We start from the raw sequence: 22797 nt of genomic DNA, 5'->3' as shown, positions 1-22797 counted from the left end.
ATTTTGATTAAAAAACACCCAAAATAAATTTTTACTTTATCTAACACAAAGAAAATACCTGATTGTTTTTTATCATTAATAGTAAAAAATGGCTATTGAATGAGCAGGATCGACATTTCGAGTGAATAATCATCCGAAACTGCCTTGTTTGATATATGATTCAAAGAGAATTTAACTAAGGGGTAGTTATGAAAGTACTTCGCGGCCTTGCGCAATACTATGTCGATTTAATGATGAAGCTCGGGCTGGTGCGATTTTCTCTGTTACTCGCATCTGCACTCGTTGTTCTCGCCATGATAATGCAAATGGCAGTGACAATTGTTTTAAGAGGGCATGTTGATAGCCTCGATATGGTGGGGTCAATTTTCTTTGGGTTAATTATTACCCCATTAGCTGTTTACTTTTTGTCGGTGGTGGTTGAGCAGCTTGAAGAGTCTCGGCAGCGTTTATCGCGAATGGTTGATAAACTTGAAGTTATGCGAAAACGTGATGCTGATTTAAACACTCAGTTACAGGGAAATATTGAACAGCTTAACCTTGAAATTCTAGAGCGAGAAAAAGCAGAGCGTGCTCATTTAGAACTTCTGGAACAATTAAAACAAGAAATGAAGTACCGTGAGCAGACGCAAATTGAACTTGAGCAGCAATCTGTTTTACTTCGTTCATTCCTCGATGCCTCACCTGATTTAGTTTATTACCGCAACGAAAATAATGAGTTTTCGGGTTGTAACCGGGCAATGGAACTATTGACTGGAAAAAGTGAAAAACACTTAGTTGGGTTAACTCCATTAGATATTTATGATGTTGAAATTGCCTCTAAGGTTATGGAAACCGATGAAAAAGTATTTCGTCATAATGTTTCTCTCACTTATGAACAATGGTTGGTATATCCAGATGGTCGTAAAGCCTGTTTTGAACTTCGTAAAGTGCCTTTTTATGATCGCGTTGGTAAACGCCATGGTCTGATGGGCTTTGGGCGCGATATAACGGAGCGTAAACGCTATCAGGAGGCGTTAGAGAGCGCGAGTAGGGAGAAAACCACCTTTATTTCTACAATCAGCCACGAGCTTCGTACCCCCCTTAACGGCATTGTTGGTTTGAGCCGAATTTTATTAGATACAGATTTAACTTCGGAACAATCTAGCTATTTAAAAACTATTCATGTAAGTGCCGTTACGTTAGGTAATATATTCAATGATATTATTGAGATGGATAAAATTGAACGCCGTAAAGTTCAGTTAGATAACCAGCCCATCACATTATCTGAATTTGTGAATGATTTAGAGAATTTAAGTGGATTATTGGTACAGCCAAAAGGGCTTAAATTTGTCATGGATGTTGCCCCTGCATTACCGAAAACGGTGTTAACTGATGGGACTCGTTTGCGGCAAATATTGTGGAATTTAATTGGTAACGCAGTTAAGTTCACGCAAAAAGGTGAAGTGAAGCTTAGTATTTGGCAAGAAGCTGAAAATAAATTGTTTTTCAGGGTTCAGGATAGTGGCATAGGTATACCTAAGGGCGAATTAGATAAAATCTTTGCAATGTATTATCAAGTAACAGATTCTGCTGGAGGTAAACCTGCAACTGGAACGGGTATTGGGCTTTCTGTATCTCGTCGCTTAGCACAAAATATGGGAGGCGATATACAAGTTGAAAGTGAAATAGGCCAAGGTTCCACCTTTACTTTATCTATCACAGCGCCTGTTGTTGAAAGTAATGTTATTGAACAGCAAGATAGTGAAGACGATTACCCATTGCCTGCATTACATATTTTACTCGTAGAAGATATTGAACTGAATGTTGTTGTTGCTTGTTCTGTATTAGAAAATTTAGGAAATACGGTTGATGTGGCAATGAATGGGAAAGATGCTCTCGAGATGTTTGCCCCTGGAGAATATGATTTAGTTTTATTGGATATCCAATTACCTGATATGACAGGCCTAGATATCTCTCGGCAACTCAAACAGCAGTATGATAAGCAAGACTTACCACCATTGATTGCTTTAACGGCAAATGTTCTTAAAGATAAAAAAGAATACTTTGATGCAGGTATGGATGGGGTATTGAGTAAACCATTATCAGTTCCAGCATTGACCCAAATTATTGAGCAATTTTGGGGGGAACAATCTACTCAACCTGAAAAAATATCGGGTGAGCATGAGACTTCGAGTGTTGATGAATCTAGGCTCGATTGCGATATGCTAGAACAGTATATTGAGTTAGTTGGCCCTAAGCTTATTTATGATGGTCTAGATGTCTTTGAAAAAATGCTGCCGGGTTACTTAGCTATTCTTGATTCAAATATGGTGGCTAAAGACCAAAAAGGGATTGTTGAGGAAGCTCATAAAATCAAAGGCGCAGCAGGTTCTGTTGGCTTAAAGAACTTACAGAAAATTGCACAACAGATTCAATCTCCTGATTTACCTGCATGGTGGGACAATGTGCAAGAATGGGTCGATGAATTAAAACAGGATTGGAAAGCAGATATAGAAACTTTGAGAAACTGGGTTGATGAGCGTACAAAAAAATAACCCCAACCGAAGTTGGGGTGCGCGAATACTGCGCCAACACCAGGGAAATCGTTGATTTGCATGTGCTTTTTGTTTTTTGTAAATCATAAAATTAGGTATATCACTGTAAAGGGCAACATCAAGATACCAAAATTTAGCGAATCTGTTACAAGATTCATTAAAATCTGTGATGAAGATTGATGTTTATGCACCTTAGCGCCTGAGAGATAATTTACTACAAATGGAGGAAGATATGAAATCAATTGCGGTTATTTTAAGTGGCTGCGGTGTTTTTGACGGAAGCGAGATTCATGAGTCAGTGCTAACTATGCTAGCTTTGAGTCAATATAATGCTGAAGTTCATTTTTTTGCGCCTGATGAGTTACAACCTACTGTTATAAATCATATAAATGGAGAATTAAAAACAGAAAAACGTAACCAAATGGAAGAGTCTTCACGTATTACACGTGGAAAAATATCACCTTTATCGTCAGCTGATGCTTCAAAGCTAGATGCCCTCATTATTCCTGGTGGTTTTGGGGCGGCAAAAAATTTATGTGATTTCGCAGTTAAAGGAAGCGAGTGTGAAATTAATAAAGAACTATTAAGTTTAGTACGCCAAATGCACCAACAGAAAAAGCCGCTAGGGCTGATGTGTATTGCTCCAGTGATGCTTCCTAAAATGTTAAATACATCAGTAGAACTAACTATTGGAGATGATAGTGAAACGATTGCTCAAATAGAAATTATGGGGGGGAAACATATTAAATGTGCTGTTGATGATATTGTAATTGATGAAGTTAACCGAGTTGTTACAACACCTGCTTATATGCTAGCTCAATCAATTTCTGAAGCAAATACGGGTATTAATAAGCTTGTTAAGAAAGTATTGGAAATGGCGTGATTATTTGAATGCGAACTATTGTTTCTAGATTATGGCACTGGTTAAAGAAGATCACATTTTCATTACTTGTGGTGTGGATTTGTTCAGTCATTTTATTTAAATACATACCAGTGCCTTTTTCTGCAGTGATGATTGAACGGCAAGTTAGCGCATGGATAAACTTAAATTTTTCTTATGTGTCTCATTCTGAATGGGTAGATGAAAATCACATTTCTCCGTATATCTATTTAGCAGTAATTGCAGCGGAAGATCAAAATTTTCCTCATCATTGGGGGTTCGACCTTGATGCAATTGAGCGAGCTTACAAACATAATTTGAGTAATAAACAAACAATTAGAGGGGCTTCAACTATCTCACAGCAGACAGTAAAAAATGTGTGGTTATGGGATGGAAGAAGTTGGTTAAGAAAAGGCTTAGAGACAGTAATGACCCCTGTTATGGAGCTTTTATGGTCAAAGAAAAGAATACTGACCGTTTATCTTAATATAGTAGAGTTTGGTGATGGGGTTTTTGGGGTAGAAGAGGCTGCAAATAAATTCTTTAATAAGCCTGCTAGCAAGCTTTCGATGAGCGAGGCTGCACTATTAGCTGCGGTTTTGCCTAATCCTCATAGATATAGTGTAAAAAAACCATCTTCTTATGTGCTCAAAAGGCAAGCTTGGATCTTGAACCAAATGCACTTATTGGGAGGTAAGAATTATCTGAAAATAAACCAGTTGATGAACGAATAAGAAAAAAGCCATGGTTTTTAACCCACGGCTTTTGTTTTTATAACAATATATTATTGTTTATGATTAATTAAGATAAGTGAAAGCAGTCGTTACTCGACGAACACCATCTGTTTCACTAGCGATTTTCGCCGCTGCATCTCCTTCTTGCCTTGTTAATACACCTAGCAAGAAAACCTCACCGTTTTCAGTAATGACTTTCACACTACCAGATTTAACGCTATCACTCGCGAGGATTTTAGATTTAACTTTGGTTGTTAACCAAGTATCTTTTGAGGCTGTACCTAAATCAACAGGCTCACCACTACGGACTTCATTATAAACTGCGATGGTGCCATCAACGTTAGAGGCTATTTGTTTTGCTCGTTCAGCCCAAGCCATATCAGGGCTTTGGCCTGTTAGCAGAACATTTCCTTTATAAGCGGTTGCAATGATACGAGCCTTGCCCGTAATTTCTTTATCTTTGTTCAGTTGCCCACTAACTCGAGCTTCTAAGGTGCCATCGTCAACTTGTTGACCAACTGTACGAGGGTCAGTTGCGCTTTTTGTTGCAACAGCAGCGGAACCGACTACAGCAGCACCAATACAACCTTGTAATAGAATAGTACTAATGACTATGGCAAAAACCGGAATTAATCGCATTTTATCTCCTTAATCGTCCTGATGTGGGAAAAGAGTATTATCTATGAGGTCACATAGACAATTTACAGTAAGAAGGTGAACTTCTTGAATTCGAACACTTCGTTGGGATGGAATACGAATTTCAACATCTTGGGGGCCAAGTAAACCTGCGAGTTCCCCTCCGTCATAACCTGTTAGGGCGACAATTGTCATGTCTCTAGTCACGGCGGCTTCAACTGCCTTAATGATATCGCTACTATTACCATGGGTTGAAATTGCCATCAAAACATCACCATGTTGCCCTAATGCTCTAACTTGTTTCGCATAAATTTCAGAAGGCTGCTTACTACCCGAAATCGCAGTTAACACTGCATTATCTGTATTAAGTGCTAAAGCGGGTAAGCTAGGGCGTTCGGTTTCAAAGCGATGGATCATACTCGCAGCAAAACGTTGTGCAGTAGCGGCAGAAGCACCATTACCACAACATAAAATTTTGTTGCCATTGAGTAGAGATTGAACCATCATCATCGCGGCTCTTGAAATGGCATCAGGCAGCGCTTCAGCAGCTGCTATTTGAGTTTGTATACTTTCAGTGAAGCAAACTTTTATTCGGTCTAGCACGAGTTTTTCCTTTGTCGCCTCGATATAATTCAAATTATTTTTGTATATTGCCATTATATTTGAATTATAGCTTTGTTGACTGCATGATCAGCGTATAAAACTGATTATATCATTTGTTAATAAATATCATTTTCGTTGAATGCATTTTGTATCCAGTCAAATTGGTTTCCCGTGATGGCGCAGATATCAAAACGGCATGCACTGGTTTCAAAACTTTCTTGCCTTTGTGAGAGCCAATATTTGGCAGCAGCTAATAGTTTTCGACGTTTGTGCCAGTTTACTGATAAAAGTGCATCTCCGTAATCACAATTCTTGCGAAACCGAACTTCAACAAATACCCAACCTGTATTATCTCGCATGATGAGGTCGATTTCTCCGCCTCGGTTCCTTGCATTACGTTCAACAAATGTTAATCCCTGCTGTTTCAGGAATGCGAGCACTTGATTTTCATAGTACCGGCCTGTTAACCATTGTATGGCTTTTGGCATAATTTTCATGACGTCCTTGTCTGAAAAAATGAAGTATTCAGTGATGTTATTGTGAGGAAACCACTTTGCCTTGTTTAAATTGCAACCAAGGTAATTCTCGGAACACTACACAGTTTGGTGTAGTACTCAAGGTTCCTGATGCACCATTGATACGAAATTGTCCCGATTGCTGTAGTTTGTCGTAATTGTTGGCTAAAGACCATGCGTCAATACCCATGGCATATAAGCGGAATAAAGAGTAATCATTGTTCAGCTTTTGTTGGGCTTGTTTACGTAAGTTATTGTTTGCACCTGCGAGTAAAGGGATTTCGCTAAATTTAACGCCATCCATTTCAAAGCGGTAGTCTGCGCCAGATCCGGCTTGGTTACTGCGAGAGCTTGCATAAAGCGAAGGACGAGAACGAGAACTAATTGCCATTTCAATCATTGGCTTGATTAAGGTCAGCTCATCACGAGTGGCAACAATATAAACGCCGTCAATCGCACCAGTTGAATCGACATATTGTGAGTCTATCGATTGTATTCCGGTATTCACAGGCGTTCCTGTCATACGGATACCTGCGCCGCGATTAATCGACTCTTTTAAAGAAGGGACAGACCCAAAGGTTTGCATTAAAACGGTTCCGCCGCCTTTTTCTTGCCACCCTTGTGCAAAGGCTTTGGCTATCCTATCACCGAAAGCATTAGCGGGAACTAGTACCAATGGCATTTGCTTACCTTCAGCTTTCATGTAAGCGGCAGCATTTTGTGCCTCATCTTCTGGCGATAATGAAAAATAGCAAAGATTAGGTCGAGGCTGTAATTGGTTCGCATCAAGCTCATTGAGGGCGAGCACACTAACAGGCGCTCCCATTTGGGTAATAACTTGAACGTCACTTTTTAATAATGGCCCAACAATAAGATTGAAACCTTCATTTTTCGCTTGTTCAATAAGCTCAGGCATTTGCTTGTTTGTGGTATCAAACACTTTGACGCTTTGGGTATTCACAGGGGCGGCATCAATACGCAAAGTTGATGTCACCACGTCGCTATCGCTAGAAGTGGGAGCATTACCTGTTGTTGCTGCAACTTGTTCATAAATTTGGTCAAGCACATCATTTCCACTACTTGGTGGCGGTGTTATGGCTGTTTGAGTAGCGGGCCCTTGAGGCAGGCCTTTTTGTGCATCCATAAAGCCTTGCATAATCGCTTGACCGAATACTTGTCCTTGCCCACTCATGGGCAAAAACAATGCAATCTTAGGGTTTTTGCCCACTTGAGGTATCATGGCTTGTTGCAAAAGAGTCGGCGTTGTCATCACTCCAGGGTTATTCGAGTAACGCATTTTCCAATCGTTATAGCCTGCAAGTAAAGCATCTGTGTCGTCTCGGTTGTTTTGATAAATATCTAAAAGATCGACCCAGCCTTGGAGAATATTTTCATCTGCCCCAATTCCATGAATTTGTTCTGGCGTTAACTGTGTTAACATCTGCCATAACCCATCAATATTAGCTTGGCGTTCAGCGGCTGTTTTTAATAAAGGTTCTTGGCTAATGTAGGCCCTTATCGCCTCCATTGAAGGCTTACCTTGTGCAGCATCAAGGATTGCTTGGTAACGGCTAGCATCATCAGATGTGCTTTGCTCAGGCGTTTTTTGGGTTGACGGAAAGTATTCCGAGACAATTTGGCACCCTGACAGTGCAAATGTGGACAGCATTGCTGTGCAGATTAACCCTTTTTTCAAATGCAAAAAAATTGAAGGACGCATACTGTATCCAATGGTGTATTTTTCAATTGCTTAATTTTAAACCGGCTATTCGGATGAAACAATGAACCAACCTAATCAAGCTGTGGTTATGGCATCCACGCTGTATATTGTCCCTACCCCAATTGGTAATATGGGGGATATAACGCAACGCGCGTTGGATGTTCTTAAACATGTTGACCTTATTGCAGCAGAGGACACTCGGCATTCAGGCATTCTATTACAGAATTTTGCGATAAATGCACGGTTGTTTGCTCTGCATGATCATAATGAACAGCAAAAGGCAGATCAATTAATTAGTCGACTTCAACAAGGTGATAGTATCGCATTAGTCTCCGATGCGGGTACACCTTTAATTAATGATCCAGGTTATCATCTAGTTAATCGTTGCCGCGAAGCGGGTATTCGTGTCGTACCTTTACCGGGTGCCTGTGCTGCTATTACCGCGTTATCAGCAGCGGGTTTACCCTCAGACCGTTTTTGTTATGAAGGTTTTTTACCTGCTAAAACAAAAGGGCGTAAAGATGTTTTACAATCACTCGAACAAGAAACTCGCACGCTGATTTTCTATGAATCAACCCACCGTTTGTTAGACAGTTTAGCAGATATGGTGGAAGTCTGGGGGCCGGATCGCCATGTTGTTTTAGCACGTGAAATTACGAAAACGTGGGAGTCCATTGAAGGCCGCCCAGTGGGGGAATTACTCGCTTGGGTAAAAGAAGATGAAAACCGTCACCGTGGCGAAATGGTGTTGATTGTCGAAGGGTATAAAAAGCCAGCGGATGACTCCGCAGTTTCCCCTGAAGTGGTGAGAACATTAAATTTATTACAAAAAGAATTACCCCCTAAAAAAGCGGCTGCAATCACGGCTGAAATTTATGGTCTCAAGAAAAATATGTTGTATAAGTTGATGCTTGATAATCAAAGTGATGAATGATTTTTGGGCAAATACCCGATTTGATTGATATAAGTGGTAAATTGCCCACGCTAGAGTCTGTACAAGCAACAACAAAGTGCCTATAATTCGCCGCGGAGTTGGCCAGACAACCGCTGCTTTATCGTAGTCCCTTCGGGAGACGGATAGAGGGGAGGAAAGTCCGGGCTCCATAGGGCAGGGTGCCAGATAACGTCTGGGAGGCGCGAGCCTACGACTAGTGCAACAGAGAGCAAACCGCCGATGGCCTGTTTACAGGATCAGGTAAGGGTGAAAGGGTGCGGTAAGAGCGCACCGCGCGACTGGCAACAGTTCGTGGCACGGTAAACTCCACCCGGAGCAAGACCAAATAGGGGTTCATATGGTGCGGCCCGCATTGAACTCGGGTAGGTTGCTGGAGCCAGTGCGCAAGTGCTGGCCTAGATGAATGGTTGTCCATGACAGAACCCGGCTTATCGGCCAACTCCACAGACAAATAAAAAAGGCTATAGCACTTTTATTGCTATAGCCTTTTTTATTACTCGTCATATTTTAACTTGTAGGGGTGTTGGCTGCTCTCGGCTACTCTAGTCACATACTTATGTATGCTCCTAGAGATATCCTCCCTTGCCGCCTACCTACAAGCTGAACTATTTAGAGCTGTTTATTGCCGCAAGCTAATCTTGTCACCTCGTTTTTCTGAAATCATCAATATCGTCACGCTCTGATGCAAATCAATACGCTATGTGAATATGTAATTACAATAGTGGTATTTATAATGCATGTTAAAGAGATGTGCGTAGATGATAAAGAAATCACGTGTAAGGTACCAACGTCGCCCAGGTACAACTGGGGGAAAACTCCCTTGGAATGATTGGCGAAATGCATCAACATGGCGTAAATTTGTACAGTTCACGCTATTGGCGATCAATATTTATATTGGAGTTACCTTCTATTACTGGGTACGATATTACGAAACTGGAGGGGCGACAATTCACCTTCCTCGCCCTGGTGGAATTGAAGGTTGGCTGCCGATTGCGGGGTTAATGAATTTAAAATATACCTTGGAAACGGGGAGTTTTCCGCCAATTCATGCGGCCTCAATGTTTTTATTAGTCTCTTTTATTGTGATTAGCTTACTGTTCAAAAAAGCATTTTGTTCATGGATGTGCCCGATTGGCACAATATCAGAGTACACTGGTAAGTTAGGGAAAAAAGTCTTTCGTTATCAAAACCAAATTAGCTTACCTAAATGGCTCGATATCCCTTTAAGAGGCCTAAAATATTTGTTATTAGGTTTCTTTCTTTATATTGCATTTTCCATGTCTGCGCAGATGATCCAATATTTTATGATGTCGCCTTATGGGATCATTATTGACGTAAAAATGTTGGATTTTTTTCGTTATATTAGCTTGTTTTCGCTTATTACTGTGGTCATTTTAGTGATAGCAAGCTTGTTTATTCGTAATGCTTGGTGCCGTTATTTGTGCCCTTATGGCGCTTTGTTAGGCATTTTTTCGCTATTTTCGCCATTTAAAATTCGGCGAAATGTGGAAAGTTGTATTGATTGCGGAAAATGTGCCAAGAACTGCCCATCACGGATACCTGTCGATAAGTTAATTACTGTAAGAACGGTGGAATGTACGGGATGTATGACTTGCGTTGAATCTTGCCCTGTTGCATCAACGTTGGATTTTTCATTGCAAGTGCCAACAAAAAAACATCAATTTCGCTTATCGGGTTGGATGATGGCAATTCTAACCTTAGCAGTTTTATTTATTATTATTGGTATTGCTATGTATTTTGGCGTTTGGGATAGCCCAGTACCTGATAATTATTGGTTTCATATTATACCAAATGCAAGAATGATAGGTCATTGATGTGCAATAAAAAGCCCCGCTGCATACAATGATGAGCGGGGCAACTTGTTGTTTTGTCATGATGACAGATTTTGTACTGCTTATTTATACTTATTTACTCGCTTATATTTATTTTCTGACTTACTGCTTACTACCACATCAATTAACCGCTTGCTTAACCATCTGCAATAATTGACGTACATCTTCTGGGCGAGTGTTGCCCGTTTCTTTATCAATGATGGAACTATAAATATGAGGGATGATTTTTTTCACGCCTGCATCAAGGGCAATTTGCAAAATTTCAGCAAAGTTATCTAAATCAATGCCGCCTGTAGGCTCTAAAGAAAAATCAAAGTCAGCGCAAGCTTTGGCAATGGCTTTATATTCTTCAATATATGTTAATCCTTTCATATTAAAGAACTTAACTGAGTCAGCACCCATGTCTTTAAGCATCATAATGGCAGTTTCAACCGGAACAATGCCATCTGGCGCTTGAGAGCTTAGTGGGCCTGTAGAAATTTTCACCATACCTACCGTGCCTGTTGGTGATATAAGCGCATTCACGAAGGTTTCGTTTTGGCCTAATAGTGCACGGCTAATTGGTGCACCAGTGAATACTTGGTTAACGTGTTGTGGTTGAACTTCTTTTGCAATTAACGACACCATGGTTGACTGATTTGGGTCGCCAGCGCCGAGACCAACTGATAATGCATTATCGGTTTCTTGTGCATAAATGCGCATATCAGCAATTGCACTTTCTAAGTCAGGGTAATTTTTAGATAAAACACCAACAACAACAAAGGTTTCTGCTGCGGCATAGATATCTTTTGCATTCTGATGGCTGCCTGCCAGTACGTTTAAACAGACACGGTCACGATAAAAATTCGGTGACAATTTCATCTTAAATTCCTTCTACTAACAAACGAATATTCTTAGAAATAACATCAAGTTGTTCAGTGCTAACACTACGAATGTCAGCCTCTACTTTTCCTTCGTTGGCTTTGTACTCACGGAAGTAAATCGCGGTATCGCCCTGCTTTAGCTCAGCCATGATTTGGTAAGTGGTTTTGCCTATCATTTTTTCATCAAAGCTAATCTCGGTACGGGCAATATCACGTCCTGCACCATCCCAGACGATTCGAGCAGAGATACCTTTAATGGCATTTAAATCACTGATGAATTGACTCATTCGATTAACCATTTCTGCGCCTGTTTCTTTGGTCGCAGTCAGGTACTGTTCGATAGCGAGTGTGAGCCCCAAAATACCTTCTTTACCTACTTTCATCGCACGGCCAATACCTTGGCTTTGGCGTTTTACCCACTCAATATATTGTTTTTTACCGATAACCAGACCGCTTGTTGGGCCTTCGATTGCTTTTGCTCCGCTGTAAATCACAATATCGCCACCGGCTTGGTAGTAAGCGGTAAGTTCTTCTTCTGCTGCGGCATCAACGATCAGTGGTAGCTGGTGGTCATGAGCCACTTTGGCGGCTTGTTCCACGGTTAGCATGCTTTTTTGCACGGTATGGTGTGATTTGATGTACAAAATAGCGGCTGTATTGGGGGTGATTTTTGCTGCTAACTGGGCGGCACTGCACTCATTAGCAAAACCCGCTTCGACTACTTTACCGCCACCTAAGCTTACCATTGTGTCCACAGGGGCACCAAAATTAACGTTATGGCCTTTAGGTAAAATAATTTCACGTGGAACAACTTTGTTGGATGAATGCAAATTGAGCAGTAAATCATCATCATCTTGTACAATCACCGCTGCAACAGCTTGTGCGATACCGGCAGATGCGCAGGAAACAACAACTGCGGCTTCAACATCTAATAGATTAGCAATATATTCGCCAGTTTTATTAACTAAGTCTTTAATTTCAAAATAATTATTTAATCCATAAGCAACACGTTCAACAACTTCTGGAGTTGGCGTTGAAACACCCAGAATTGTCATGCGGCCAGAGGCATTAATAACGTGTTTTAACTGATATTTATCATAAATCGATTGCATGTTCTGATTCACCTTGTGCATGAATAATGTGTTTTCCACCGACGATAGCAGCCAATGGTACGAAGCGGTGAGTTCCTATACGGTGTTCGCCTTCTGCATCCGTGAGCTCTGTTTGCTCTTCTTTAAGGTCAAAAAGGGTTATGTCGGCGTCAAAGCCCGGCCTTAAATAGCCTTTTGCGGGTAACGATAAGAAGTTGGCGGCTTTTTCGGTAACGCAGCGAAGCACTTGTTCCGCACTAAAGCCCATACACAGAAATTTGGTCATCACAAAAGCGAGGCTATAAACAGGGCCATTAACGCGGTTGCGGTGGTAAATATCGGAACTGATGATGTCAGGGTAAGTGCCAATGCGCATCGCTTGCTCTGCAACTTTAAAGCTAAAGCTTTCACCGCCATGACCAACATCTAATATGACACCCCGTGCGAGTGCGCGAGCAATTGATGGTTTTAGGTAGCCATCTTCGCCTAAAATCTTATTGGGTTTGCCATTAAAGCAGTGAGTGATGATATCGCCGCGCGTCAGTAAATCAGCGACTTCATCAATATCCGGCGGGTTGTTGCCAATATGCACCATGAGTGGAAGATGGTGTTTTTTCTGCATTTCTTTAGCTTTAATCAGTGGGGTAATGCCATTTTCACCAACCACACTTTTACTCATACGGGCTTTCATACCAACAACAAAGCCGGAGTGGCGTTCGATAGCGTCTTGAAAGCAGGCTTCATTGATGTTGTTCATATCCGACAATTCATTTTGCGCAATGATGCCAATACGTGAAATATTTAACAGAGAAAAGACATTCGTTTTTGCTTTCTGGGTGAGCTGATAAAATTTATCAATATCATCAGCACCGACACTACCGGCATCAACCAGTGAGGTAACTCCGCCAGCGGCTCCTGCTAAATCAGGGTCATCGAAGTAAATAGGTGACTCAACAAAGCAATGAGCATGAGAGTCAATCCACCCAGCACTGACATAAGTTTTTCCTTGTAGGTCAATGACTTTTTCGGCTTGCTGATTATTCGCTAATTCAGGGCCTGCCGCTTCGATTTTTCCATCTTTAATAAGAATGTCGATAATCGAGCCATCGATACGCTTACCTTGTTTGATGATTAAAGTGTACATAGTTGTCCTCTCGATACTCGTCATACTTCAAACTGCAGCGTTGTTGGCAGCACTTCCGCTACCCTAGTCACATACTTTTGTATGCTCCTAGGGATATCGTCGTTTGCCGCCTAGCTGCAATTTGAATTATTTAGAGTATGCCTAAGTGCGTATTCTAAATGATGTCAACCGCAGCGTTGTTGGCAGCACTTCCGCTACCCTAGTCACATACTTTTGTATGCTCCTAGGGATATCGTCGTTTGCCGCCTATCTGCAATTTGAATTATTTAGAGTATGCCTAAGTGCGCATTCTAAATGATGTCAACCGCAGCGTTGTTGGCAGCACTTCCGCTACTCTTTGAACTATTTCGAGTCTGTTTTTAATTTATGCTATTCAGTAACCCGGAGCATATGCCCCGGGAGAGAGCTGGTTAAGCGACGATTGGGAAGAAATAACCGAACAACATAGCACCTAAAATGGCGCCACCGGCAACGGGTTTTTGCCATACATAGAAAATCAATGCGCCAATTAAAGAGCCAATTCCGATTGGAATGGATGCGGCCATCGCAGCTAAAATAATTAATGGACCTAAGAAACGGCCAGAGGTATTACCCGCACCCATCATGACGTCAGCACCAAAGGTTGAGTTAGCCTGAGCAATCGTGAACTTACGTGCAAATACAATCAGTAAGCCGATTAATACGCCAAGGAATAAGCCAGTTAGTAACGACATCCAGAAGTTAGTGACTAAAAAATCCCAACCAGCGGCTAAAAATAAGGCGGGAACACCGAGGCCAATACCGGTTTGCAGTGCACCACCGATATCTAAAATACCGACCAATGAACCTTCGATGATCCTAGCAAATAAGAAACTTGCACCAAATGCTGCGACTGCGCCATAAACCCCGGTATCTAACCCTGCACGTAACATGGCGACGAAAGCCACTTCGTTAAATGCCCCAAAACCGTAGACGACATACATGTGGGTACCTGCGAAGATCCCTGCGGAAAGCAACCCAACAAAAATCGGGAAGGACCATTCTGCGTACCAAAAATCTTGTTTGTTAATTTCTGTTGTCATGATTATTTCCCGCTCAGCAGACCGTGGACGTATTCAAGCCACAATGGTTTATCTAGGTTGAAAGAGGTGATCATCTTTAGGTCGAATTCACGGAAGAAGCCGCTGAGAACGAACAGGAGAACCACTGTTATCATCATTGTACGAGTGATACGGTTCCAGCCGTTGTCATCAACGCCTTTACCAATCAAGATACCTAAAACTAAACCAGGGATAGCATTCCCCATGATTAGCTGAGCACAACCACCAAATAATGTTGCCCAGAAACCTGAACGACGCCCTGCATCCATGGCGGCTAACCAGAAGATGACTGGCATCACGGTATTAACTAACAAGTTTGCGGCAGGCACTAGTACGTTAATGGCTGTCGTTTGTAGTGCAGCAGGAACTGCGGAAGCGGTTGTGTTTAAGAAGGCGACAACTAATGCCCCAATGATGGCACAAGCGATAGCCATTTTTTTCGGGTTATGCAGTGTGTCAGCGACACTACGGTTTTTGGTTAATAGTGCAGCCGCGCCCCAGTTTGGGATGATGCGGTGGTCAACATCTTGTGTAAATGCCCCAGCAGCAACTGACGATGCCCATGCGTTAAAGAAGAACCCTAAGCCGAAAGAAAAATGAGACGCTGGGTCGCCTTCACAAGCGTTCAGCTCACCCAATGTACGGAATGCCCCCATACCTTGTACGGTTGGTGCGTGGAACATACGCGCAGCCCCTGCGCCTAAGCCAAAGCCGCAGAGCCCACCGATGATCAGGGACATGCCCAATATTTCTAAAAAAGATGCAGTTTCACTCATGGAATTAACTCCAGACCTGATTGCTATTATTGTTCTGTAAATGGTATTTCGTTGACAGAAAGTAAAGTGACATCCAGCGAAACGTCGAGTACAACACGAAAATGTTCACGTTTGCGTGGCAAAAAGAGAAAAAGAAATTTTTCTGTCCGCGAATGAGAGTGAGCACTAATCACTTCAACATCCTTTGGTTCTATCCGTAGGATGATATCTGTGCTGTTCTTCAGTACGGTTTTTTGAATTGAATTTAAGGCGTCAGCTATTGCTTTTTGCTTAGTGTCGCCTTGCCCTGTAACCCGTACAACCGTTTCGATAGATTTTTTCATTAAGCGTTGCCGTATTTTTTATTGAATGCTTTTACCAAGCGCTCGCCTAACTCTTCCTTGTCCATAAAACCGAAACCTAATACATTGCAACCGTCTGCAATCGCGGTTTCTCCCTCTTCAATAGAGCGCATCCCATAGCGAGCTTTATAGCCATATTTAGTTTGAGCGGTAATTGCGCCAGCGCCACCACTACCACAAAATGAGATGCCTAAATCGGCTTGTTCTGCGTTCATGACATCACCGAGTTTCATATCAGCAGCGACCCCCGGAACAACAACCGCTTTACCACCCGCAGCTTCAACACCGGTAGCTACTTTTTGGCCTTTACCTAAACGGTCACCGATAACAACAACTATCTGTTTCATAAAATATTCTCCAAATCCTACCAAATTAGTAATTAATCATTTGAACGAGCGACTTCAAAGTGAACAGAGAGTAAATAAGTCTCTTCAGGTGCTAATCCAGGAAGTGTGTCAACAACCCGCTGTGCGAGCACTATCGAATGTTCAGAAATTTCATCGAATAAGCTGATATCGACTTCTGGTAAGGCTTCACCCGTTTTTGCTCTACCGACCATGGCACGTAAATGAGACTCCAACATCTGTTGTTGTACATCTGTGGTGTAGCAGTCCTCCTGCTTGAGCCAGTCAGTAATCACTGCTAGCAGTTTTTGTGTCACCTCATCAATATCAAGGTTATGTTCTAACATTTTAAAAACGACAACTGATTCACTCATAACTATTTAAAATCCAAAGTAATATTGCAAGTTAGACTACTCTGTTCCTTCATGCTTAATACCTTAGTCTGTTCTTGTTCATTTTTGCAGGCAGGAAATTTCCACTTATAAGTGGAAATTGTTTGGAAATTAATAAATGTATTTTTGGTGTATTTTTTGCTCTATTTGGAAATTAAGTGGAAAAATTGACATCAGTCAACTATCTAAATAAGATGTGAATAACAATACTTTGGATAAAATGTGTTATTTATCAATTGACTATTTTTTTAATTAAAAAATGGAAACAAAAAAAGGAACTGGAAAGGGAAGTGGAAGCTATAAATGGAAATGATGTTGCGTGGGTTGTACTCGCTTCCATTTAGTCACTTTGGCCGTAAAATAGACAGTTTAGGATAGGAAAGTATTTATAAGAGTTGTGGTTAGGATCACGTAAAAGTCAGCAACTTCCACTTTTCCACTACAAAGTGGAAATTGCTACCAAGTTAGAGGATACGCGCTAAGCTATCTTTAGCTATTACTTGGAACTCATTGAAATTTTTGACACTCACTAAGCGACGTGTTGTCTTTTCTTTTACAAAGGTAACGAAAAGGTCATAAATAGCCATTGCTTCTTCATAGTCTGTTTTACTGATAGCTAATAAGAAAATGACATAAGCATTTTCTTTGGTTTCTTTATTCCACTCAATGCCTTTCGGGGCGACAACGGTTGCAACCACTGTTTTATTGGCTAGTAACCCTAAAGAGTGAGGCAATGCGATACCTTCCCCGAGCAAGGTGGAAACAATTGATTCACGCTCTTGTAGTGAAGGGTAGAAATCAGGTGTGACGTAGCCTTCTTGCTGCAATTTATTGCAAACCATTTGAAAGAGCTCTTCTTGGCTAATTTTTTCATTAATTACCATGAAGAACCGTTCATCAAAAAAGCGCTCGATAATATAAGGGCGAGTTTGATCAACCATGGCGAGGCGGCCAACTAGCTCTAGCTGATAGGGTGTTGGGAACGGCGCAATTTTAATAACAGGCTTATTTTTCTCTGAAATTCGTACAGTGGTAATCACGAAATCTTCAGAGACTTCATCCAAGGATTCATACTCTTGTAACGTTAACCCTCGGCTAAATTTGAGCTGTGGAAATTCACGCATGATTTTAGATTCAACCACGCGAAACGTGGAGTTCCCTGCATCAGTAACTACCAGTACTTCTGTTTGGCGAATGGAGCCAGCGCCATAGTTACGTTCGAGGCTGACTCCAATATGAACCGCAAGGTAACCTAGTTCATCTTCACTGATTGGGTGGGGGAGTAGTTGCTTACTTGCACTGGTTAACGCGCTCAGTGTGACATCATAGGCGAACGGGTAATATTGTTTGATATCAGATAATAGCGGGTTTGGTGTGGAAATATGATACTGCAAACGGGTGATCAGCGATGCAAGATGAGTATTGAGATCTTTTTTGAGTTTTTCATCGCTCCGTAAGTCATAATTATATAACTCATTAATATAATTTAAAATATATTCACACAGCTCATTATGAGTACCACTTTTTTGCGTGCTAGAGTCTTGGTTACTAATGCGTTGGGCAACAATTTGGTCATGTAAATAGCTAAGTTCTGCCCCTGAAAGGTCATTGCCAAGAAAGTAGATTAAACCTTTGGATATTTCATCACAGGCTTTGCGGATCACTTCTTCACTGTCATCGTTTTTGACCGCAGTGGTGAGCTCATGGCCGCGAGTGATACGCAAAATAGTCACCGCACAATTAAAAACTAGGTATAAATGGCCTTCATTGCTAATCCGAATATCAAAACGATTCAAACTGTTATGTAATACTTTATCGATATATGACAGGTCTAAATTATCCAGACAATCGGGGCGGAAAGTGGTTAAATCAGGCGATATCTGTGCGCAATAACGACGCCATAAAGTTTCAGTCATACAAGCTCGAACTGCCCACTCGCTACCATTCAAACGAATACCTTGGTGAGGAATACTTTCTAATGCAATTTGGTATTTTTGCAGCTGTTCTCTCACCGCCCCCATATCTTGTTGTAAAGTGCCTCGGCTGATAAACCATTCCTCAGCGATATCATCAAGCTTTACGGGAAGTGATAGCATTAAGAGCTTTAATAGCAGTGCATCAATGCGCTCTTTGCTCGTTCGAGGAATCTGATCGTCTTCATCATTTTGTTGAGTAAAGGTCGCAAATAGGGCTTCGTCTTCAATGTTCAACCGGTAACCACGACCTCGTTCATACACAATATGTGCACTATATGGCTGTATCAATTCATTGATTTCATTGATATCAGAACGAATAGTTCGAGTAGAAACGGAAAAGTTTTTTGCTAATTCATCTTGAGGAACAACCTCATTGAGAATTTGAGCAAAAATTTGATTATGTCGCTGTTGAGTGAATAGAGCCACGGAAACACCTTTAAAATCAAAACGAAAAAGCATTTGAGCAAGAAAATTACGTGTTTTTTGCTCGCTAATGGCAGGACTCTAACACAAGCGTGTCAATATGTAGGATATGTAAATCATTAAATTTGCGAATCCGTTCGCAAAATTCACTCTGCTATAGCAGGAAAAGGGCTAGCTTTGCTCTCCAAGATCGATTAATAGCCCTCTAAACGGTTTATTTGCACTAATGATGACTTGATTGTCGTCTTGGATAAAAGCCCCATCATTGCAATTCATCCCGAGTTGTTCGCCTTTTGGTGTTCGTAATGTTGCTCCACCATGTATAGACTGAAGGAATGAGTTTTTTCCTTTTAGTGTGATAGCGGTTGACTCATTCGCTGCCAAATGAATTTGAGTGATCCAAATTTGTTGACGTAATTGAATGCTTTGATCTTCCCCATCAGGAGAGGCGATAAGCTTACTCTCATTTTCACTAATGGCTATTTTTTGCAAGGGTAAAGATTCTTGCTGTGGGCAAGCATTTAACCAGAGCTGTAAACGCGTTAGTGGCGTTTTGGGGCACACATTTTGTTCGCTGTAGCTAAGATCTGGGCGTGGTGAGAAACGCACACATTCACCTTCATCCGCTTGGATGGTATTACCTAAACTGTCTCGATATTCTGCGTGCCCTTTTAGGATGATATTTAAAATATCAACATGAGGGTAGGTTCTTGGCTGTAGCGCATTTTGTGGCGCAATAACCTCTTGATTCAGCACTCTGAGTGTTTTAAAACCCATAAAATCTGGGTCAAAATAATGGCCAAATGAAAAGGAATAACGCGCTTGCAGCCAACCATAATCAGCTTTTCCGCAATGGTTAGCGGGTCTCAGTGTCATCATAATGGTTAACCCCCATCGAAAATAAATAAGTTAATAATCTATTGTTATAATAAATAGCTGGACGTTGAATTGTTAGCCAGTTAATCTGTTTCCCTTGTTCAAATTTCCTGAAAGAGAAACTTCATGAGTAAAGAGAGAGCATTAACGCTTGAGTCATTAAGGGTTATGGATGCAATCGACCGCCGTGGTAGTTTTGCTGCAGCCGCTGAAGAGTTGGGGCGAGTCCCATCTGCGCTGAGTTATACCATGCAAAAATTAGAAGAAGAGCTCGATGTCATTTTATTTGACCGTTCAGGGCATAGAACTAAGTTTACCAATGTCGGTAGGATGCTACTTGATAGAGGAAGGATCCTACTTGAAGCCGCTGATAAGCTAACATCTGATGCGGAAGCGCTTGCAAAAGGATGGGAAACGCATTTAACCATCGTGTGTGAGGCTTTAGTTCCTGTTCATTCACTTTTTCCGCTGGTGGAACGATTGGCGGAAAAATCAGACACACAGTTATCGTTAATTACTGAAGTATTGGCGGGAGCATGGGAACGTCTTGAAAGCGGTAAAGCGGATATAGTCATTGCTCCTGATATGCATTTTCGATCCTCTTCAGAAATTAACTCTAAATCGTTATATACCGTTAATCATATTTATGTAGCGAGCCCGGATCATCCCATTCACCAAGAACCTGAGCCGTTATCTGATGCGACTCGAGTGAAATACCGTGGAATTGCAGTGGCTGATACCGCTCGTGAGCGGCCTGTGATCACGGTGCAGTTGTTGGATAAACAACAACGATTGACGGTGTCAACGATTGAGGATAAACACAGAGCCTTGTTGGCCGGCCTTGGTGTTGCGACGATGCCATACCCAATGGTTGAACAAGATATTCGCGAAGGGCGTTTAAAGGTGGTTGGCGCAGAGTTTAGCCATGAGACGAATATTATTATGGCGTGGCGGCGGGATAGTATGGGGGAGGCTAAGTCGTGGTGTCTCCGAGAGATCCCAAAATTATTTAGAGTGTAAACTCGTTATATTTTGAGCCGTAGGGGTGTTGGCTTCATTGAGTCACCCGAGTCACATACTTATGTATGCTCACGGGATGACTCAATTTGCCGCCTACCTACAACTCAAACTATTTAGAGTTTACGAGCAGGGTTTGCTGGTAGCGATTCGAAAGAATAAATAAAACAGCTTGGTTTAATTTTCACTTATCGATGACTATGATTTGGTTTTTATCGGCTTCAAAACAACTACATTGAATAAAAAAATACCTCCCGAGGGAGGTATAAGTTGGACAAACAAATAAAGTCAATAAGGGTGATAATGAAATCGGAATTACCATTTTTTATTTAATAAATGGTCAATACTAAATTTCCCTGGGCCGGTTACTGCTAATAGTAAGAAACCGCCTGCGATAGTAAAGTTCTTCATAAACATTAAACTATTTGGTGCAACGCTAAAGTCGATATGGAACAGTAGCGCCGTTAATACGGTAAAGCCTGCAGTAAATAGGGCTACAGTTCGTGTTAAGAAACCAAATAGAATGGCTAAACCGCCACCAAGTTCTAATAAAATGGTTAAAGGTAATAAAAAGCCTGGAACACCCATTGCTTGCATGTATTGTTGTGTTCCTGCGTATGCATCTCCCAGTTTTCCATACCCAGCAACAATGAACAGAATTGGCATCATAATACGAGCTAACAATACCGCACCATTTTCTAAATTTTTCATTAAGATTCTCCAGACTAATAAGCCATTAAATATAAAGTACTTGCGATATGTGTCGCTTTGTAATGTTGTTTTCAGCACAAATAGGCAAGAAAACATTTGATGGGCTTATAATAGTCATTTGGTTATTCAATAAAAAGCAAAGCTTATTAACAAAGATAGTCAAAAAAATTGAACGGTGATGAAGGGGAGCTAGCTAAAGTGAAGAGACTTAATTTAGCATATTGATTTTGATTGGAATTACTTCTTTCCTGCATTGATCGTACTTTGAATTGTCCTTGCTATACCCCACATTGTGAAGGCTTTTTTCCCTAATTGAAGTATGCGTTTGGGTTTTTTCAGTGAATAAATCGAAAGCAGGCCTGTAGCTGCAATAAATAAAGGACGGAAGGTAACGAAGGTTTTCCACGTACGGTCATAAGGAGCGGTCACACGTAGCCAATCTTCAGAACTTGCAGCAAGGTCGCTCCGTTGCTGCTCAATTCTGTTGAGTAACCGTTGTTTTTTTGCGGCAAGTAATTGGCGTTTATTTCTGGTCATTATCTTTACCTGCTAATGCATTCGCGTCTTGGCTTAATTGCTCCCGTGTGGAGCTCAATAAGGTAGACTGCTTTGCTTTTTTAAGAGCCCAAATAGCAAAGGTAATGGCGAGTAGGACTAAGCACCCTGTTGTTATAGCAAGTGCTTGATAACGATAAACAGGATCAACAGACCAAAAAATAAGACCAATTAAACACATTAGGCCAAAAGCAGTAAAAAGAAGCGCTAGTCCAACTAACAATAACAACTGGATAAAATTAACTTTCTCTTCTTCGAGCTCAACGGCAATGAGTTGAAGGCGAGTTTCAACAATATTAACGGTAATACTGGCAATGCGTTGCAGTATTTCAAGGACCCCTTTACCGGGGCCCTGACGTTGTTGATTTTGTTCCATAAGCAATTAACGTTTCGCGAGAAGTACGCCAAGAACCACACCAACAGCAGCACCGATACCGATACCAGTCCATGGGTTTTCTTTGACATAGTTGTCTGCACGGCCCGCAATTTCTTTAGTTTGCTCAGTGATCCTTTCGGTGGTTTGACCGAGTTTAGCGCGAGATGAGTAAAGTACATCTTTCGCTTTGGATTTCAAGCTTTCAATCTCTTCTTTCGACTTCTCGCCTGTATCATTCAATACGGCTTCAAGAGAATCTGCTAACGCTTTTAGTTCTGCGCGTAGGTCTTCTGATGAATGATTTGATGACATATAGAACCTCCTATCAATAGAAAAGAAACTTCACTGTATTAACAATAACGGTTTTTGCATTAAGTGCAATGAGTTATTCAATAAAAAATTA

Annotated in this window: 24 protein-coding genes and 1 other RNA gene; 7 read left to right on the top strand and 18 right to left on the bottom strand. The window is 41.3% G+C overall.

The window, feature by feature from the left end; genetic code table 11:
- Positions 1 to 188: 188 nt before the first annotated feature.
- The 3 genes from arcB to mtgA all read left to right on the top strand — a co-directional run bounded on the left by arcB (position 189) and on the right by mtgA (position 4148).
- Positions 189 to 2534: an aerobic respiration two-component sensor histidine kinase ArcB gene (gene arcB, locus P3L44_RS16850; protein WP_140171509.1), complete on the top strand. Its 2346-nt coding sequence runs from the start codon at positions 189 to 191 to the stop codon at positions 2532 to 2534.
- Positions 2535 to 2766: 232 nt separating this feature from the next.
- On the top strand, positions 2767 to 3417 hold the full coding sequence (gene elbB, locus P3L44_RS16845; RefSeq protein ID WP_096864412.1) for an isoprenoid biosynthesis glyoxalase ElbB: 651 nt from the start codon (positions 2767 to 2769) through the stop codon (positions 3415 to 3417).
- 8 nt (positions 3418 to 3425) lie between these two features.
- Complete coding sequence (gene mtgA / locus P3L44_RS16840; protein WP_140171510.1) at positions 3426 to 4148, top strand: monofunctional biosynthetic peptidoglycan transglycosylase; 723 nt, start codon at positions 3426 to 3428, stop codon at positions 4146 to 4148.
- 63 nt (positions 4149 to 4211) lie between these two features.
- Here the strand turns inward: mtgA and dolP are convergent, their stop codons facing one another.
- From dolP to P3L44_RS16820, 4 genes are all read right to left on the bottom strand, one after another.
- Positions 4212 to 4787 (bottom strand): division/outer membrane stress-associated lipid-binding lipoprotein, encoded by a 576-nt coding sequence (gene dolP, locus P3L44_RS16835; RefSeq protein ID WP_004258215.1) that lies wholly within the window; start codon positions 4785 to 4787, stop codon positions 4212 to 4214.
- Between the two features lie 9 nt (positions 4788 to 4796).
- The gene (gene diaA, locus P3L44_RS16830) at positions 4797 to 5387 is read right to left on the bottom strand and encodes a DnaA initiator-associating protein DiaA (RefSeq protein WP_004908326.1); all 591 of its coding nucleotides are present in this window, start codon (positions 5385 to 5387) and stop codon (positions 4797 to 4799) included.
- A 116-nt stretch (positions 5388 to 5503) separates the two neighbouring features.
- Positions 5504 to 5884 carry a YraN family protein gene (locus tag P3L44_RS16825; protein WP_004258211.1) on the bottom strand — a complete coding sequence of 127 codons (381 nt, stop codon included), beginning with the start codon at positions 5882 to 5884 and terminating at the stop codon, positions 5504 to 5506.
- 37 nt (positions 5885 to 5921) lie between these two features.
- Entirely contained in the window at positions 5922 to 7622 is a 1701-nt protein-coding gene (locus P3L44_RS16820) for a penicillin-binding protein activator (protein ID WP_140171511.1), read from the bottom strand.
- Positions 7623 to 7683: 61 nt separating this feature from the next.
- Between P3L44_RS16820 and rsmI the strand changes: the two genes are divergently transcribed.
- The 3 genes from rsmI to P3L44_RS16805 all read left to right on the top strand — a co-directional run bounded on the left by rsmI (position 7684) and on the right by P3L44_RS16805 (position 10412).
- Positions 7684 to 8556 (top strand): 16S rRNA (cytidine(1402)-2'-O)-methyltransferase, encoded by an 873-nt coding sequence (gene rsmI, locus P3L44_RS16815; RefSeq protein ID WP_004258206.1) that lies wholly within the window; start codon positions 7684 to 7686, stop codon positions 8554 to 8556.
- A gap of 94 nt (positions 8557 to 8650) precedes the next feature.
- Positions 8651 to 9024: RNase P RNA component class A (gene rnpB, locus P3L44_RS16810), an RNA gene on the top strand.
- Positions 9025 to 9335: 311 nt separating this feature from the next.
- Positions 9336 to 10412 carry a 4Fe-4S binding protein gene (locus tag P3L44_RS16805; RefSeq protein WP_272661587.1) on the top strand — a complete coding sequence of 359 codons (1077 nt, stop codon included), beginning with the start codon at positions 9336 to 9338 and terminating at the stop codon, positions 10410 to 10412.
- 138 nt (positions 10413 to 10550) lie between these two features.
- On the opposite strand, the gene dagF is transcribed toward P3L44_RS16805, so the two are convergent.
- The 10 genes from dagF to P3L44_RS16755 all read right to left on the bottom strand — a co-directional run bounded on the left by dagF (position 10551) and on the right by P3L44_RS16755 (position 19738).
- Positions 10551 to 11291 (bottom strand): 2-dehydro-3-deoxy-phosphogluconate aldolase, encoded by a 741-nt coding sequence (gene dagF, locus P3L44_RS16800; protein WP_004258199.1) that lies wholly within the window; start codon positions 11289 to 11291, stop codon positions 10551 to 10553.
- Position 11292: 1 nt separating this feature from the next.
- On the bottom strand, positions 11293 to 12405 hold the full coding sequence (locus tag P3L44_RS16795; RefSeq protein ID WP_140171513.1) for a DgaE family pyridoxal phosphate-dependent ammonia lyase: 1113 nt from the start codon (positions 12403 to 12405) through the stop codon (positions 11293 to 11295).
- Positions 12389 to 13528 carry an amidohydrolase/deacetylase family metallohydrolase gene (locus P3L44_RS16790; protein WP_272661588.1) on the bottom strand — a complete coding sequence of 380 codons (1140 nt, stop codon included), beginning with the start codon at positions 13526 to 13528 and terminating at the stop codon, positions 12389 to 12391. The genes P3L44_RS16795 and P3L44_RS16790 overlap by 17 nt, the downstream gene beginning before the upstream one ends.
- Positions 13529 to 13938: 410 nt before the next feature.
- Positions 13939 to 14589 (bottom strand): DUF4310 family protein, encoded by a 651-nt coding sequence (locus P3L44_RS16785; protein WP_004258187.1) that lies wholly within the window; start codon positions 14587 to 14589, stop codon positions 13939 to 13941.
- Positions 14590 to 14591: 2 nt separating this feature from the next.
- Positions 14592 to 15383 carry a DUF4311 domain-containing protein gene (locus P3L44_RS16780; protein ID WP_004258184.1) on the bottom strand — a complete coding sequence of 264 codons (792 nt, stop codon included), beginning with the start codon at positions 15381 to 15383 and terminating at the stop codon, positions 14592 to 14594.
- 26 nt (positions 15384 to 15409) lie between these two features.
- Positions 15410 to 15706 carry a DUF4312 family protein gene (locus tag P3L44_RS16775; protein WP_004258180.1) on the bottom strand — a complete coding sequence of 99 codons (297 nt, stop codon included), beginning with the start codon at positions 15704 to 15706 and terminating at the stop codon, positions 15410 to 15412.
- Positions 15706 to 16071 carry an SFCGS family glycine-rich protein gene (locus P3L44_RS16770; protein ID WP_112307576.1) on the bottom strand — a complete coding sequence of 122 codons (366 nt, stop codon included), beginning with the start codon at positions 16069 to 16071 and terminating at the stop codon, positions 15706 to 15708. The genes P3L44_RS16775 and P3L44_RS16770 overlap by 1 nt, the downstream gene beginning before the upstream one ends.
- Before the next feature lie 32 nt (positions 16072 to 16103).
- Positions 16104 to 16442: a transcriptional antiterminator gene (locus tag P3L44_RS16765; RefSeq protein ID WP_004258172.1), complete on the bottom strand. Its 339-nt coding sequence runs from the start codon at positions 16440 to 16442 to the stop codon at positions 16104 to 16106.
- A gap of 482 nt (positions 16443 to 16924) precedes the next feature.
- On the bottom strand, positions 16925 to 18895 hold the full coding sequence (locus P3L44_RS16760) for a BglG family transcription antiterminator (protein WP_140171514.1): 1971 nt from the start codon (positions 18893 to 18895) through the stop codon (positions 16925 to 16927).
- Positions 18896 to 19030: 135 nt separating this feature from the next.
- Positions 19031 to 19738 (bottom strand): pirin family protein, encoded by a 708-nt coding sequence (locus tag P3L44_RS16755; RefSeq protein ID WP_140171515.1) that lies wholly within the window; start codon positions 19736 to 19738, stop codon positions 19031 to 19033.
- Between the two features lie 123 nt (positions 19739 to 19861).
- On the opposite strand from P3L44_RS16755, the gene P3L44_RS16750 reads away from it, so the two are divergent.
- Positions 19862 to 20755 (top strand): LysR family transcriptional regulator, encoded by an 894-nt coding sequence (locus P3L44_RS16750; protein ID WP_272661589.1) that lies wholly within the window; start codon positions 19862 to 19864, stop codon positions 20753 to 20755.
- A gap of 312 nt (positions 20756 to 21067) precedes the next feature.
- Here P3L44_RS16750 and P3L44_RS16745 read toward each other — a convergent pair whose 3' ends face one another.
- From P3L44_RS16745 to P3L44_RS16730, 4 genes are all read right to left on the bottom strand, one after another.
- Positions 21068 to 21463 (bottom strand): DoxX family protein, encoded by a 396-nt coding sequence (locus P3L44_RS16745; protein ID WP_004258158.1) that lies wholly within the window; start codon positions 21461 to 21463, stop codon positions 21068 to 21070.
- Positions 21464 to 21700: 237 nt separating this feature from the next.
- Complete coding sequence (locus P3L44_RS16740; protein ID WP_004258151.1) at positions 21701 to 22000, bottom strand: YqjK-like family protein; 300 nt, start codon at positions 21998 to 22000, stop codon at positions 21701 to 21703.
- Positions 21987 to 22394: a phage holin family protein gene (locus P3L44_RS16735; protein WP_004258148.1), complete on the bottom strand. Its 408-nt coding sequence runs from the start codon at positions 22392 to 22394 to the stop codon at positions 21987 to 21989. Before P3L44_RS16735 ends, P3L44_RS16740 begins: the two co-directional genes overlap by 14 nt.
- A 6-nt stretch (positions 22395 to 22400) precedes the next feature.
- Positions 22401 to 22706 carry a YqjD family protein gene (locus P3L44_RS16730; protein ID WP_004258145.1) on the bottom strand — a complete coding sequence of 102 codons (306 nt, stop codon included), beginning with the start codon at positions 22704 to 22706 and terminating at the stop codon, positions 22401 to 22403.
- Positions 22707 to 22797: the final 91 nt, after the last annotated feature.

The organism is Providencia sp. PROV175, assembly GCF_032707045.1.
GTDB classification, from domain to species: domain Bacteria; phylum Pseudomonadota; class Gammaproteobacteria; order Enterobacterales; family Enterobacteriaceae; genus Providencia; species Providencia hangzhouensis.
Note: the sequence above shows the minus strand (reverse complement) of the source record. Positions and strands in the feature narration are given on the sequence as shown.

What these genes read in the sequence shown, in the direction of transcription:
- arcB (WP_140171509.1), top strand. Translation starts at nt 189, where the DNA reads ATGAAAGTACTTCGCGGCCTTGCGCAATACTATGTCGATTTAATGATG.
- elbB (WP_096864412.1), top strand. Translation starts at nt 2,767, where the DNA reads ATGAAATCAATTGCGGTTATTTTAAGTGGCTGCGGTGTTTTTGACGGA.
- mtgA (WP_140171510.1), top strand. Translation starts at nt 3,426, where the DNA reads ATGCGAACTATTGTTTCTAGATTATGGCACTGGTTAAAGAAGATCACA.
- dolP (WP_004258215.1), bottom strand. Translation starts at nt 4,787, where the DNA reads ATGCGATTAATTCCGGTTTTTGCCATAGTCATTAGTACTATTCTATTA.
- P3L44_RS16825 (WP_004258211.1), bottom strand. Translation starts at nt 5,884, where the DNA reads ATGAAAATTATGCCAAAAGCCATACAATGGTTAACAGGCCGGTACTAT.
- P3L44_RS16820 (WP_140171511.1), bottom strand. Translation starts at nt 7,622, where the DNA reads ATGCGTCCTTCAATTTTTTTGCATTTGAAAAAAGGGTTAATCTGCACA.
- rsmI (WP_004258206.1), top strand. Translation starts at nt 7,684, where the DNA reads ATGAACCAACCTAATCAAGCTGTGGTTATGGCATCCACGCTGTATATT.
- P3L44_RS16805 (WP_272661587.1), top strand. Translation starts at nt 9,336, where the DNA reads ATGATAAAGAAATCACGTGTAAGGTACCAACGTCGCCCAGGTACAACT.
- dagF (WP_004258199.1), bottom strand. Translation starts at nt 11,291, where the DNA reads ATGAAATTGTCACCGAATTTTTATCGTGACCGTGTCTGTTTAAACGTA.
- P3L44_RS16795 (WP_140171513.1), bottom strand. Translation starts at nt 12,405, where the DNA reads ATGCAATCGATTTATGATAAATATCAGTTAAAACACGTTATTAATGCC.
- P3L44_RS16790 (WP_272661588.1), bottom strand. Translation starts at nt 13,528, where the DNA reads ATGTACACTTTAATCATCAAACAAGGTAAGCGTATCGATGGCTCGATT.
- P3L44_RS16785 (WP_004258187.1), bottom strand. Translation starts at nt 14,589, where the DNA reads ATGACAACAGAAATTAACAAACAAGATTTTTGGTACGCAGAATGGTCC.
- P3L44_RS16780 (WP_004258184.1), bottom strand. Translation starts at nt 15,383, where the DNA reads ATGAGTGAAACTGCATCTTTTTTAGAAATATTGGGCATGTCCCTGATC.
- P3L44_RS16775 (WP_004258180.1), bottom strand. Translation starts at nt 15,706, where the DNA reads ATGAAAAAATCTATCGAAACGGTTGTACGGGTTACAGGGCAAGGCGAC.
- P3L44_RS16770 (WP_112307576.1), bottom strand. Translation starts at nt 16,071, where the DNA reads ATGAAACAGATAGTTGTTGTTATCGGTGACCGTTTAGGTAAAGGCCAA.
- P3L44_RS16765 (WP_004258172.1), bottom strand. Translation starts at nt 16,442, where the DNA reads ATGAGTGAATCAGTTGTCGTTTTTAAAATGTTAGAACATAACCTTGAT.
- P3L44_RS16760 (WP_140171514.1), bottom strand. Translation starts at nt 18,895, where the DNA reads ATGCTTTTTCGTTTTGATTTTAAAGGTGTTTCCGTGGCTCTATTCACT.
- P3L44_RS16755 (WP_140171515.1), bottom strand. Translation starts at nt 19,738, where the DNA reads ATGATGACACTGAGACCCGCTAACCATTGCGGAAAAGCTGATTATGGT.
- P3L44_RS16750 (WP_272661589.1), top strand. Translation starts at nt 19,862, where the DNA reads ATGAGTAAAGAGAGAGCATTAACGCTTGAGTCATTAAGGGTTATGGAT.
- P3L44_RS16745 (WP_004258158.1), bottom strand. Translation starts at nt 21,463, where the DNA reads ATGAAAAATTTAGAAAATGGTGCGGTATTGTTAGCTCGTATTATGATG.
- P3L44_RS16740 (WP_004258151.1), bottom strand. Translation starts at nt 22,000, where the DNA reads ATGACCAGAAATAAACGCCAATTACTTGCCGCAAAAAAACAACGGTTA.
- P3L44_RS16735 (WP_004258148.1), bottom strand. Translation starts at nt 22,394, where the DNA reads ATGGAACAAAATCAACAACGTCAGGGCCCCGGTAAAGGGGTCCTTGAA.
- P3L44_RS16730 (WP_004258145.1), bottom strand. Translation starts at nt 22,706, where the DNA reads ATGTCATCAAATCATTCATCAGAAGACCTACGCGCAGAACTAAAAGCG.